The following is a 13,423-nucleotide window of genomic DNA, read 5'->3' as shown; positions in this document are numbered from 1 at the left end:
GTTTTATGATTAGAATTGTTTGCCTAGATAGAGCAGTACAAAATGGTATTTATTATATTAATGATATTCCGAAAGTTAATGGCAAATTTATTGCGAGTAATTACAAAGAAATAGATGGAGGATCTATAGCAATTATAGTTGTTGTCATTAATAAACTTAGTGATAAAGGTTGTATAGGGTTAGAAAAGTAAAATTTACCTTGGAATAAAGCATTTAAAGTTGATGTGGTAGATACAACTAGAGCTTGAGATGTTTTCCAATCCACATTTGCTTTTGCTTTTGTTAATTGGATATTCAACCTTTAAAGTAGCAAAATTCTCATATGCTGTTGTAGCACTAATATGTACTAAAGCTGGTGGTTGTGCAGAAATACTGTCAATTAAACAAATAAATGAATTTTTAACTAAACATCAAAGATAAATATAATTAAGGAGTAGTCTGTGGTGGAATATATAGAATTAACTGGAAATCCAAGGCATGATAAATTGATTTCTCTTGTTATGTCAAAAGGATACATTAGTAATGAAGAACTAGCCAAAATTCTAAATGTAACACCACAAACTATACGACGAGATATTCGTCAATTGAGTGATGCAGGTATAGTTTCTCGACATCATGGTGGAGCAGGAAGAATTTCAAGTCTTATGAATACTGAATTTTCTAAACGAGAAACAGCATATACAGAAGAAAAAACGATAATTGCCAATGAAGTCGCTAATTTTATTCCCGATGGTGCTACTTTATTTATCACTATGGGGACAAGTGTTGAGTTTGTTGCGAAAGCCCTAAAAAATAAAAATAATTTGAGAGTAATCACTAATAGTATAAGAGTTGCTAATATTTTATATCAAAATAAAGAATTCGAGGTCATAACATTAGGGGGTATTTTGCATTCGCATAATGGAGGTATTGTAGGTCCAAGTGCACTTTTATTAGTGAGTAGTTTTCGAGCTGATTACCTTATCACAAGTCTTGGCGCTGTTGACTATGATGGTGTTTTATTGGATGTTGACATAAATGAAGTTGCTGTCGTCAAGGCAATAATTGAACATTCACGTAATTTTATTTTAATCGGTGATCATACAAAATTTCATTCATCAGCCGCTGTAGAAATTGGCAATTTAAAACAAGTTTCAACGTTTATCACTGACAGTAAACCACCCGCTAATATAATATAAAATATTAAAAGAAAATAAAGTAGAATTAAGAATCGCTAAAAAGTAGCAATTTTTTTTATAAACACCAATATCGTTCTCCTACTATAATTTCACCTTTTATTATGAGTTAATGAAAAGAATATTAGACGCTTCCATTCATATTCATAAAGTCTAAATCATTTTTCTTTCAGATTTTTATTTTTTAATTTTCCTTTTCTTACTGTAATTCTTTTCATACAAAAACAATTTTTAGAGATCAATATTATTCTTTTTTGATTAAAAGTTTGCGCTAAATCACAGAACCGGCACAATTATGTTGCGTTTATTTTGGTTTTTATCATTAATATAATAAGTTTGTGATCTTATTTGTTTGGTATGGTTCCTTGTTTGGAGGCAATTATGAGAAAAGCATTTATATCACCGTCTAAATATGTTCAAGGTGAAAATGAATTATTAAATTTAGGTTATTTTGTAACAAGTTTTGGCAAGAAAGCTTTATTAATTGCTAATCAATCAGATATTGATCGAGTTCGTAAACAACTTGATTATACGGCAGAAAAATACAATTGCTTGTTTGTTACAGCTGGATTTAATGGTGAATGTTCACGTATAGAAGTAGAACGTCTAAAAAAATTAGCTATCACAGAACAATGTGATTGCACAATAGGTTTAGGAGGCGGTAAAGCTATTGATACAGCTAAATGTGTGGCAGAAGGTAATGCTGTTATTATTGTGCCAACGATAGCCGCCACTGATGCTCCAACAAGTCATTCAGCCGTTTTATATACTCCTGATGGGGCGTTTGATGATTATGCTTATTTCAAACAAAGTCCAAGCGTTGTACTTATTGACACTCAAATTATTGCTCAAGCACCTGTTCGGTTTTTAGTATCAGGGATGGGGGATGCGCTTTCAACATATTTTGAAGCGAGAGCAAATCAAAAATCTTATGCCAATATTAATGCGGGATTACCATGTGGAGTAAGAGAACAATTATGCGAAGGAGCAAAACCAACTTTAGCTGCTTTTGCTCTTGCTACACTATGCTATCAGACTTTATTAAAAGACGGTAAAAAAGCTAAAGCTTCTTGCATTGATAAAGTAGTCACTCCTGCATTGGAAAATGTCATAGAGGCTAATATTTTGCTTTCAGGACTTGGTTTCGAAAGCGGTGGTTTAGCTGGTGCTCATGCTGTCCATGATGGATTAACCATCCTTGAAGAAACACATCATTATTATCATGGTGAAAAAGTTGCATTCGGTACTTTAGTTCAACTTATATTAGAAAATTCACCAGAAGAAGAGCTTAAAGAAGTTTTAGATTTTTGTTTATCAGTTAATCTTCCGGTTTGTCTTGAAGATATTGGCGTAAAAACCATTTCAGACCAACAGCTCACTGAAGTGGCAGAAAAAACCATTATCCCTGAAGAATCAATTCATTCTATGCCATTCCCTGTTACAGTTGAAGGAATTAAAGCGGCAATTTTACTTGCCGATACTATTGGTAAAAATTATAAAACAACTGGCAAATTTGTGAAATAGGAGCTAATACAATGAAAAAATTGATCAACAATCCCTCAGATATCGTTAATGAAATGATTGATGGTTTAATTGCTAGTAGTCCTACATTATTAGAAAGAGTTGCTGATTCTCAAATAGTAATTAGAAAAAATTTAGGAATTGATAAAGTAGCAATTATAAGTGGAGGAGGCAGTGGTCATGAACCTGCTCATGCTGGTTTTGTTGGTCAAGGAATGTTAACTGCTGCTGTCTGTGGTCAAGTATTTACCTCACCCACACCCGATCAAATTTTTAACGCTATAAAAACCGCTGATTCAGGACAAGGAGTATTTCTTGTAATAAAGAATTACTCTGGTGACATTATGAATTTTGAAATGGCAAAAGATATGGCTGAAATGGAGGGTATCAAAGTCGATAGCTGTATCGTTGATGATGATATTGCTGTTGAAAATAGTACTTATACCCAAGGTAAGCGCGGGGTCGCTGGTACAATTTTAGTTCATAAGATTTTGGGTGCGGCCAGTGAACAAGGTGCCAGTTTAACTGAAATCAAACAACTTTCAGAAAAAATTATTCCAAATATTAAAACAATTGGAGTGGCATTTTCTGGCGCAACCGTTCCCGAAGTTGGTAAACCTGGCTTTGTTCTTGCTGATGATGAAATTGAATATGGTGTTGGAATTCATGGTGAACCGGGATACAGACGAGAAAAACTACAATCTTCAAAATTTTTAGCTCAGGAACTCATTAGTAAATTAAAAGCAGCATTTTCATTTCAAGAAAATGACCAATATGCAGTTTTGATTAATGGGCTAGGTGCTACTCCATTAATGGAACAATATGTTTTTACCAATGATGTGTTACGTCAATTAAAAACAGAAAAATTGAATGTAGTATTTACGAAAGTCGGTAATTATATGACAGCAATTGATATGGCTGGCGTTTCTTTAACTTTAATGAAGATCGTAGATGACGAATGGCTCAAAAATCTTAATTACCCTGTAACGACATTAGCTTGGTAAAAAGGAATAAATCATGCTTGATACAAAAAATGTTTTAAATTGGCTAAATGATTTTGCTAATGAAATTCAAAAAAATAAAACTTATTTAACTGATCTAGATACACCAATTGGCGATGGTGATCATGGTAATAATATGAATCGTGGCGTAATCGCAATGCAAGCTGAACTCGCAAAAGCATTGCCTAATTCAGTTTCTGAGATTTTTAGAATAACAGCGATGGCACTCATGGGAAATATTGGTGGTGCTTCAGGTCCGCTCTATGGCTCTGCATTTATGGAAATGGCTAAAGCTGCTAAAGAAACCGATGAATTACCTCTCATTATTCAAGCAGGACTTAATGGCATTCTCAAACGAGGTAAAGCCGCATGCGGTGAAAAAACGATGGTTGATGTGTGGACGCCTGTTTGCGAAAGTCTTTTATCTAAACAATTAACGCAACAAATTATTGATATTGCCGTTGAATCAACAAAATCAATGATAGCAACAAAGGGACGAGCCTCTTACTTAGGAGAGCGTTCAATTGGTCATCTAGATCCTGGTTCAGTTTCAAGTGGGTATTTGTTCTCATCGATGCTAAGAAATATTCAATAAACAAGGAAATTAATAATGATAAGTTTCATTCTTGTATCTCACAGTAAGAAGATAACGGATGGTTTGAAAGAGATGATTGATCAAATGGCGTTGAATCAAGAAAACGTGACTGTTTTTTCTCTTGGTGGAACATCAGATGGAAATCTAGGAACAGATCCAATAGCAATATATGAAACTTTTCAAGAGCGCAAATCCGATGATGCCATTCTCGTATTCACAGATATAGGCAGTGCCGTAATGAGTTCAGAAGCAGCCGTCGATATGCTTGATAATGATGCGATTAAACAAAAAATTCATATTGTCAATTGCCCATTGGTTGAGGGGGCCTTCATGGCTGCTGTTCAAATTGAAAATATTGATAGTCTTGAATCAATTTTTGAAGAATTAAAATTAATAAATAAAGAATTTTAAAATGATTTGGTAATGAATGTAATTAAAGGTAAATCAGAATAATGAGTTAGATTAATACCAAGGTACATAATCGTTGTTTAGAAACTTAACTAATATTTTAATATGCCAGAAAAGCTGTTACACCAAAAGGTTTTGGATGGATAGTTAATAATGGTAATGATCGAGAAGAGATGAGTACTTGACTTCGAGTTACCGCTCAAATGATTTATTTGTATTATTCCTTAAATCCGCTTCGTTTCAATTGGTGCGGTTTTTATTGGCACTGTTATTGTCCCAAACCTTGTTAAATATATTGATAGAGTTTGGTTATATATTATTGGATGCGTAATTTGGGCTGCTGCTGATTTAACGGCTTTCTTTGTTGTCAATTCTCTTTCTACATTTGTTGCTTTTGCACTTTAGCTTACTTAGGTAGTTCTTTTATTTATACTCTCAATTCGGCTTTAATATCTGATACTGTTGAATATGGTGAATGGAAAACAGGAATTCGTGCTGAAGGTCTTATTTGTTCATCTTATCCTTTTTGGGGTGAAATGTTACAAGCTGTAGCTGGTTTTATATCAATAATTGTTTTAGCTTTAGTAGAGTATGTGCCAAATGCAGAACTAAGCGAAAATGCATTATTTGGAATTCGCAATCTTATCTATATTTACTCTTAAGTATTAGCAATATTGGCAATTGTCTTTATGTATTTCTTCTATCCTCTTTAGAATGATGAGTACGAACAGATTATTAATGAATTATCTAAAAGCAATGCCTGAATATAAAAAACTTTTTTGATTATTTATACTAACAAATTGAAGCAGGAGAACTTTTTTAATAATCCTGCTTTTATATGTTTTTGACTGTATGATTTAATATTAGTTGTATTATCTAACTAACTCTAAAGATTATTAAGAATAAAGTGGGAAGTAATTCGTTTAAATTAGTCTGTACTATGGTTTAAACTTGAGTGAAAAAAATCAATAATGGTTTTATTTACCGGCGTGATTTTCAGGTTTTTCCGCCAAACAAGGTAAATATTAATTTTTAATTTGTCATTTTGGTTGGTAATTAATTTTTTGTAGGAGACACCATCAACTTTAGCTTGTGCCTTTGATTGTGGTAAAAGCATCATTCCATTACCTAAAGCAACCTCTAGCAACATTGAAAGATTATCTGCAAGTTCTGCCCGTCTGATTATTGGTTTATCTAAACGATTGAAAACTTTATCACACTGTTCGTAAAAAAAAGGATTTAAATGTTGTTTAAACCAAAAAAGTGGTAAATCAGTTACATCACTAAGGTTTACTTTGTTTAGTTGGCTACATGGATGATTTGTTGGTAACACTAACATCATTGGTTCTTGGTAAATGAGCAATGAGTTTTCGCTAAAATCTCTATTTGAATAGTCAGAAACAATTGCAAAATCGATATTTCCTTTCTGTAATTCAAACAGTAGTTCTTTCGATGTATAGTTGTGTTTATATATTTCAGTTTCATCTCTAAATTCTGAAAAAAACAATCTAAAAAAAGGAATATAGTCAAAACTTAAGGTTTTAGTTGTTCCTATAATAACTTTTTCAAAACAATTTGTTCTTGTTGATTTTACTATAGTGCATAGACCATTTAATAATTTAGTAACTTTTGATTTTAATATTTCGCCTTCTTTAGTTAATACGATTTTGTGTGAATTTCTTAAAAAGAGTGTAATTTGTAGGGTCTCTTCCAAATTTTTTATTTGAGTAGAAAGTGGAGGTTGGCTTATGCCTAATTTTTCAGCGGCACCTGTAAAGCTAAGTTCCTCACATACGGCGATAAAATATTGTAATTGCTTGATTGTTGGTAATCTTTTGCTATAGATGTCCATAATGTTTTACTATCCTAATAAGCTATTTTTTAGATGCTTTGAAGTTTATATAACTTAACTATTATCTTGTTATTATGAATGAGATATTTATATTTTGCATTTATTTATATGTTTCTTTGCAATACGAATTTCGTATAACAAAATAAGTATTTTCCAATTATCAGTTTCAAAGTTAGTCTTTTAATCATTAATTAATTACTATTTTTTGTTAATCAATTTGATAACAGACAAACAATTTTTTGCATCGCTAATTTTTTTGTTTATGGAGTTAAACAACATGTCTAAACAAGATTTTGTACATACAAAACTGAGCGTAATCTTGTCGGCATTATTAATTGTGTTGTTAGTTGGTTCGGTTTATATAAGTCAACTTATATTTCAGGAAATATCGCAGAGTTATCATATTGATATTTTAGCAGCGAGAAATGTATTTAGCTTATCTTGTTTTTTTTATGCTATTTCGTTTTTTATTTATGGTCCTCTATCAGACAAGGTATCGACAAGGTTTTTAGTATTAGTTGGTAGTATTGGAACAGTTTGTTGTTTAGTTTTATCGGTGATTGTTGATTGTTTTGACTTATATTTGACCATCATGTCGCTAATCGGTTTTTTTGCCGCGGCTGTTCCTGCAGCATTATTTGCTTACACTGCTAAAAACACACCTAATCATAAATTGCCTCAAGCAATGGGAGTTATGATTTCAGCTTCAATTGTGGGCATTATTTTTAGCCGTAGTATGATTGCTATGTTGACAGATTTATGGTCTTGGCAAATTGGCTTTATAATTTATGCTGATTTGATAATTTTAATTTGCCTTTTTGTTCCTTTCTGTATAAAAAAAACTAATGCTCAATCTTCAGCTACCAGTGTACTCGATACTTATTTAGGTGCACTCAAATTATTATTCGATAAAGCGGTGATTATTTTTTTATTAGTCGGATTTCTACTATTTTTTGTTTACTTAGGATTATCTTCGCTACTCACATTTTATTTGAAAAGTGCACCTTTTTATTTATCTTCTACCATTTTGGGATGGCTCAATTTTGCCGGCCTCAGTGCGATTATCGGTACCATAATTACCGGCAAATTATCGCAAGTTATAAATGAACGCTATCTTCTAGTCATTTATTTGATAGCTGTATGTGCATCGGTTGTGACTATTGGTTATAGCTCAACTTTATATGTTATTGGATTAGGTATTTTTAGTTTGTTTTTATTTGTGTTTGGTATTCAGCCATTAGTTATTACCATGCTGAATAAAATTGTGTCAATTAATTCTAGAGGAGCGATTTCATCTTTATATTTACTTTCTTGTTTGGCTGGCGGAAGTATCGGAACTTATCTATTAGGTATTGTTTATCAAAACATGGATTGGAGTGGAGTAGTTACTATTTGTGTCATATTGACGATAGTTAATCTAATTCTAGCTATTGTTGGTATTCAATACATTAAAAATAGTCGTAAACATTAAAAAGGTAGCAGTTAATTATTAAGGAAACTAGTTATGAAAAAAAGATTTTTACATTTCTCTCTATTTATATTTTTATTCTTTTATTCAGGATTAAGTATGGCAAATTTAACAAAGGTAGCTTCGGGCTTTAGTGCTCCGACAGGAATCGCTTTTGATAGCTCTGGTGTGATGTATGTGACGAATTGGTCTGGTGATTCGATCGTAAAAGTTAAAAGCAATGGTGAACAGGAGACATTTTATAAAGGTATCTCTTCTCCTTCAGGAATAGTTATTGATAAACAAGATAATGTATATGTTTCGTCTTACAGTGATGATTATATTTTAAAAATCACCCCAAATGGTAAATCTCAAAAAATATCAGAGGGTTATCGTACACCTACAGGTATTGCTTTTTCTAATAATGGTCAACTATTGATCACTAACCGCTCAACGGGTGAAATTGTATCTCTTGATTTAGAAACCAAACAAAAAACTATCGTAGCTAACGGATTGTCTACACCCGTTGGTGTGACTCAACTAGCCGATAATAGTTTAGTTGTTTCTCAATATAGCGGTCGTTTGACTATGATCGAACCTAATGGTAATAAAACTGAATTAGGTGATCAATTCGATCGTCCTGGAGTTGGTATTGTAACAATTTCATCAAATGCTGTTGCTGTTATTGATAATGGTGCTGGAATGGTGCGACAAATTGATGTAAAAACGAAAAAAGTGACAAATTTGGCCTCTTCATTATCAGGAGCAGTTGCATTAGCAAATTATAATAATCATTACTATATTGGAACTTGGGGTGATGGTTCAGTTTACACAATGGATAGTAATTAAGATCTGATAAGCAATCATAATTACTTCAACAGATTCGTGTAAAACGAGTTTAATTAAAAAAATGAAATTTAAACCTATGAGTAGCAGGAATATCAAATTTAATATTGTAGATAGGATAATTAGCACTATTTCTATTTCTATTTCTATTGAATTTTGAATAAAATAATAAGTTTAATTTACAATTGATCATTGTGTTTTATAATATTGTTGCGCGTCATATACAATACAATATATAGGAATATCAATGAAAGAAAGAATTAAAAAACCTTATTATGCATTTGATCCTAATGAAGCTCATTTTTTGTTTGAACGCACATTTATATTTGATTCTCAACAGACGTTGTTTGCAAAAATTCCACGCATTATTCATCGTCTGTATTTCCCTAAATATGCGTTGATGATATTGGCTGGTTCAGTCGTCGCTTTGATATTGGTATGTTTTCTCTTTTCAACTTTTTTTACTTTAACTAATAATTTAACAAAGATTCTTGGTTTAATCCCAATAGTTGGAATCGTTGCTATACTCTATCTTCTTAGACACTATGTACAAATTTATTTCGAAATACACTCAATTAAAAAGCTTTACAAAAAAGCTAAATGGCCTGTTGAATGTTATTGTGCTTTTTTTGAAGAAGGTATTTATATCAAATCGATCGATATGGACGGTGTATTCTATTGGGATGATTTTATGGCATTAGGATGTTGTAAAGAGGCTTTAGTTTTACATTTTTGTCCTGCAGGTACACAAAGTGGAAAATTCTTCAAACAATACTATCCTCGTTTAGATAATGTCTACATCTTTATTGATGGTGATGAGAAAATTCTTGAACTAATAAAACTAGTCGATGACCAAGTTGGTGATCTGGTTGCTTTTAAATCATGATCTAAAAAAGGTAAATTTTGATATTATAAGATTTAATTTTACTATTCAAACTTATTGTTTAATTACATTCTTTTGTATATAAGAGATAATACAGCCTATTAGCTTTTCACTTAATTGGAGTAGATAAAGTAATTATTACAAATTAAATGCCAGTATAAAATTTAATCTTTAATGGTCGCGATATATAAAAAATATTCAAAAAATTATAGGGTTTGAAAAATAAAAGCTAACAACATAATCAATTGATTTTACATTAGTTAACAAATCTTTGTAAGATAAGTTTGCTAATTTTTTTTAAAATATTATACTTCGCAACATAAGATTGAATATATAAAACAAAACAATCTTTTGTAGGGAGGAAGTAATAATATGTTAAAATACAATTGGTTTGTAGGGGGTCATAATTTAAATTCATCTTTAAAATTAAAAAGTAAAGTTGATTTTTTGACTTCAATTTCTTCAAACTCTCAAAAGTATTTGCATTCAACCTCTAATTTTGCATTAAGCTTAACTAAAATCATGTTAGATAAATCTTTTTATTGCAAAATTCTGTTGATAGGTGCAAGTATATTTGTAGGGTTAAGTATTAATGATGTAACTGCATTAAATGTCAGGACAGCAAATGTAATCCAAGCTAACCCGACATATTTAATTAATACTGAAGAAACTGATAAGACACAATCAGGTTTAGCTTTATCAGATAAAACCTTAAATGGAAATAGTAATGATGAGTTAAATACAGACGATCAAATTGAAGATGAAGATGAATCTGAATTAAATGAAGACCAGATGATTGAGGTAAATCCTGTATCAGGCAATAGCCACTTGATTAAATCAATAAACTAAGCAGTTATTGTTTTAATAATATGGCTGGCATTGAATTTAGTTTGGTAGATAATACTTAAAAAAAAGGAAACGTTATAGCAACTATAATACAATTGAATGCATATAAGAAAATCATGCTATAGATTGAAGTATATTTTAAACATCATATAAATAGTGAGCTCAATTAAGACTCTATTCAAGAACTAATATGATTTACTAAATACTAGTATTTTTTTAAACATAGGTTAGGCCTATTGTATTGCATTCAAATTAAATTAGTTAATACAAACATAAAATTTAATAATTTGAAAAATATATACCTTGCTTTGATGAAATATTGTAGTTTCACTACGTCATTTTTTGAGAAAGTCTAACTTGACGTATAGGAAAATTCCTAATGTTAAGGAGGATAATGGCAAGGATAGTCGGATACGAATAAACTCAATTGAGCATCTTGTATCATTGAGCATTTCATATCTGGCTAATAAGATTATTTTAACCTTATATTCAATAGGTTATATTATTCCAATTACTAAAATTTATTGTTACATGATTTAAGTATCGAGAGCTATATTATCAAACGAATTTCGTATCCTAAAACCTTATCCAGACAAGTGCAATCATTAACTTGATTACTTTACATCATAAAAATTGTGATACTTTTGCATTAGTCACTGAATAAAAATTGATTGCATTACGGTCATAAAGATATCTTTTATGCATTAACAAAAAATGCATTAGTTCAATATCTCATTTTAACTAAAACGTATAGTTAACCTGAAACTTTTTTACAGTATTATCAGATTAGAATTTATAACGTTATCTTGACTCTGCCACGAGTGATATCACTGATATTTTTACTTAATATCAATGAGTTATCTTTTGTAATGGCTATGCTCACTTTTACTCCTTCGGCGTCAAATTCTTGATTTTCAATAATTACATCGAGTTCTTTGAGGCGATTTTCTATAATGGGCCATTCGTTATAGTAACAATGAAATTGCAATGTAATTCTTGCAATAAGCTCAATCAATGTTGCTTGTTGAAGACAGTGGCTTGTCGAACCGCCATATGCTCGAATTAAACCTCCTGTCCCCAGTTTTATACCACCAAAGTAACGAGTAACGACCACTACAATTTGATCGCAATCTTGTCCTTCAATCGCAGATAAAATAGGGCGTCCCGCTGTACTTGTAGGTTCTCCATCGTCATTAAAACGGTATTGTTGACCAATCTTCCATGCCCAGCAATTATGAGTGGCATTAGGATCGCTGATTGTATCAATGAACTGGGCTGCTTGATCTGCTGATGTTACCGGCGCCGCATTGACAATAAAACGACTTTTTTTGATTTCTTCTGTGAGTTCGGTAGGAATTGCTAATGTATATGGCATTCGTATTCTGGTAAAATTGTTTCATAACTGATAATGATACTGATCATAATTAAAATGTCTATTAATTTACAGCAATTAAAACAAACCCAGTTATCGTTGGCTAAGCAAGTGAGATTGTCCGATGACTTTAACGAACCAATCAATTTTATTGGCGGAACTGATGTAGGGTTTGAAGATAGTGGTAATATTACTCGGGCAGCGATTGTTGTGTTAAGTTATCCTAATTTTTCTGTTGTTGAATACCATGTCGCTCGTTTAAAAACTGAGTTTCCTTATATTCCTGGCTATTTATCCTTTCGGGAATATCCTGCTTTATTGGCAGCATGGCAACAAATAAAGCAAAAACCAGATTTACTATTGGTCGATGGTCAAGGTATTGCCCATCCCAGACGTTTAGGAATTGCCAGTCATCTCGGTTTATTGTTGGATATGCCAACCATTGGCGTGGCTAAAAAACGATTATGTGGGCAATATGAAACATTACCAAAACAAGCGGGCAATGTTACTCCTTTATTAGATAAAAAAGAGCAAATCGGTTGGGTATTACAAAGTAAAAATAATTGTAATCCTTTATTTATTTCGGCAGGGCATCGTGTCAGTCAGACGAGTGCTTTAAAATGGGTTAACTTGTGTTTACGAGGCTATCGATTACCTGAACCGACTCGTTGGGCAGATGCGATTGCGTCAAATAAATCTTTATTTAAAAAATTATTAAATGAAAAATAATCATCAAGAACCATTAAAAAAAGGTGGTTTTACATTTAAACGTTTTTTTGTTGCACATGATAAAAGTCCTATGCAAGTAACAACGGATAGTTGTTTGCTTGGTGCTTGGGCTCCGATTGAACATCATCCACAAAAAATACTCGATATTGGTACAGGATGCGGAGTGATAGCGTTAATGTTGGCTCAGCGTTTGGCTCATAACTCTTGCCAAATTGATGCAATTGATATTAATGCCGATGCTGTTAAGCAATGTCAGGAAAATAGTATGCATGCAGGTTTGACATCTGTTAAGGCACAACAAGCAGATATTAATAAATTCGATCCTACTATGAAGGCGAGTTATGATCTAATTGTGACAAATCCGCCTTATTTTGAACCTGCCGTTGATTGTCGCAATAGTCAACGACAACTTGCTCGTTATACTGAAAGTTTAAACTTTGGTCAGCTTATCAATTCAGTCAAACGTTTGTTAAAACAAGATGGTCTGTTTTGTTTGGTTCTCCCTTTTCATATGGCTGATCAGTTTATTTGTCTGTGCAAGTCAAATCAGCTTTTTTTACAGCAAGAGTTGTATGTCAGATATAATGCCAATAAAAACTTTTCATTGTCCTTATTGGCTTTTTCTTTAACTAATAATGGTCAAGTACTTAGTGAGCAACTTTGTATGCGTGATGATGATGGCCGTTATTCATCAGAATTCAGACAATTATTGAATGATTTTTATCTGTTTCGAAAATAACCCTCAATT

Annotated in this window: 15 protein-coding genes; 13 read left to right on the top strand and 2 right to left on the bottom strand. The window is 31.9% G+C overall.

From position 1 onward, the window contains the following. The first annotated feature begins 5 nt into the window (after positions 1-5). The 7 genes from GAPWK_RS07770 to GAPWK_RS15600 all read left to right on the top strand — a co-directional run bounded on the left by GAPWK_RS07770 (position 6) and on the right by GAPWK_RS15600 (position 5,362). Positions 6-191 (top strand): hypothetical protein, encoded by a 186-nt coding sequence (locus tag GAPWK_RS07770; protein ID WP_025315674.1) that lies wholly within the window; start codon positions 6-8, stop codon positions 189-191. A gap of 249 nt (positions 192-440) precedes the next feature. Beyond that, positions 441-1,178, top strand: a complete 738-nt coding sequence (locus tag GAPWK_RS07765; protein WP_202961627.1) for a DeoR/GlpR family DNA-binding transcription regulator — start codon at positions 441-443, stop codon at positions 1,176-1,178. A gap of 378 nt (positions 1,179-1,556) precedes the next feature. Next, on the top strand, positions 1,557-2,699 hold the full coding sequence (locus GAPWK_RS07760) for a glycerol dehydrogenase (RefSeq protein ID WP_025315673.1): 1,143 nt from the start codon (positions 1,557-1,559) through the stop codon (positions 2,697-2,699). Between the two features lie 11 nt (positions 2,700-2,710). Further along, on the top strand, positions 2,711-3,700 hold the full coding sequence (gene dhaK / locus GAPWK_RS07755) for a dihydroxyacetone kinase subunit DhaK (protein WP_025315672.1): 990 nt from the start codon (positions 2,711-2,713) through the stop codon (positions 3,698-3,700). A 13-nt stretch (positions 3,701-3,713) separates the two neighbouring features. Continuing rightward, positions 3,714-4,292 (top strand): dihydroxyacetone kinase subunit DhaL, encoded by a 579-nt coding sequence (gene dhaL, locus GAPWK_RS07750; RefSeq protein WP_025315671.1) that lies wholly within the window; start codon positions 3,714-3,716, stop codon positions 4,290-4,292. 12 nt (positions 4,293-4,304) lie between these two features. Continuing rightward, on the top strand, positions 4,305-4,703 hold the full coding sequence (gene dhaM / locus GAPWK_RS07745) for a dihydroxyacetone kinase phosphoryl donor subunit DhaM (protein WP_407919856.1): 399 nt from the start codon (positions 4,305-4,307) through the stop codon (positions 4,701-4,703). 380 nt (positions 4,704-5,083) lie between these two features. Further along, positions 5,084-5,362 (top strand): MFS transporter, encoded by a 279-nt coding sequence (locus GAPWK_RS15600; protein WP_080692464.1) that lies wholly within the window; start codon positions 5,084-5,086, stop codon positions 5,360-5,362. 266 nt (positions 5,363-5,628) lie between these two features. Here the strand turns inward: GAPWK_RS15600 and GAPWK_RS07735 are convergent, their stop codons facing one another. Next, positions 5,629-6,552 (bottom strand): LysR family transcriptional regulator, encoded by a 924-nt coding sequence (locus GAPWK_RS07735; protein ID WP_025315669.1) that lies wholly within the window; start codon positions 6,550-6,552, stop codon positions 5,629-5,631. A gap of 277 nt (positions 6,553-6,829) precedes the next feature. Between GAPWK_RS07735 and GAPWK_RS07730 the strand changes: the two genes are divergently transcribed. From GAPWK_RS07730 to GAPWK_RS07715, 4 genes are all read left to right on the top strand, one after another. Further along, complete coding sequence (locus GAPWK_RS07730) at positions 6,830-8,023, top strand: MFS transporter (protein ID WP_025315668.1); 1,194 nt, start codon at positions 6,830-6,832, stop codon at positions 8,021-8,023. Between the two features lie 96 nt (positions 8,024-8,119). Beyond that, entirely contained in the window at positions 8,120-8,848 is a 729-nt protein-coding gene (locus GAPWK_RS07725) for a Vgb family protein (RefSeq protein WP_025315667.1), read from the top strand. A 244-nt stretch (positions 8,849-9,092) separates the two neighbouring features. Further along, positions 9,093-9,731, top strand: a complete 639-nt coding sequence (locus GAPWK_RS07720) for a hypothetical protein (protein ID WP_025315666.1) — start codon at positions 9,093-9,095, stop codon at positions 9,729-9,731. A 369-nt stretch (positions 9,732-10,100) separates the two neighbouring features. Then, a complete protein-coding gene (locus GAPWK_RS07715) occupies positions 10,101-10,577 on the top strand; it encodes a hypothetical protein (RefSeq protein WP_025315665.1) in 477 nt (158 codons plus the stop codon). Positions 10,578-11,367: 790 nt separating this feature from the next. Here the strand turns inward: GAPWK_RS07715 and GAPWK_RS07710 are convergent. Continuing rightward, positions 11,368-11,949 (bottom strand): IMPACT family protein, encoded by a 582-nt coding sequence (locus tag GAPWK_RS07710; RefSeq protein ID WP_025315664.1) that lies wholly within the window; start codon positions 11,947-11,949, stop codon positions 11,368-11,370. Positions 11,950-12,009: 60 nt separating this feature from the next. Between GAPWK_RS07710 and nfi the strand changes: the two genes are divergently transcribed. After that, the gene (gene nfi / locus GAPWK_RS07705) at positions 12,010-12,675 is read left to right on the top strand and encodes a deoxyribonuclease V (protein WP_025315663.1); all 666 of its coding nucleotides are present in this window, start codon (positions 12,010-12,012) and stop codon (positions 12,673-12,675) included. Continuing rightward, the gene (locus tag GAPWK_RS07700) at positions 12,665-13,414 is read left to right on the top strand and encodes a tRNA1(Val) (adenine(37)-N6)-methyltransferase (RefSeq protein WP_025315662.1); all 750 of its coding nucleotides are present in this window, start codon (positions 12,665-12,667) and stop codon (positions 13,412-13,414) included. The genes nfi and GAPWK_RS07700 overlap by 11 nt, the downstream gene beginning before the upstream one ends. The last annotated feature ends 9 nt before the right edge of the window (positions 13,415-13,423 follow it).

Origin of the sequence: Gilliamella apicola (genome assembly GCF_000599985.1) — a bacterium.
In the GTDB taxonomy this organism is placed as follows: Bacteria; Pseudomonadota; Gammaproteobacteria; order Enterobacterales; family Orbaceae; genus Gilliamella; species Gilliamella apicola.
This window is presented reverse-complemented; position numbering and strand designations above follow the sequence as displayed.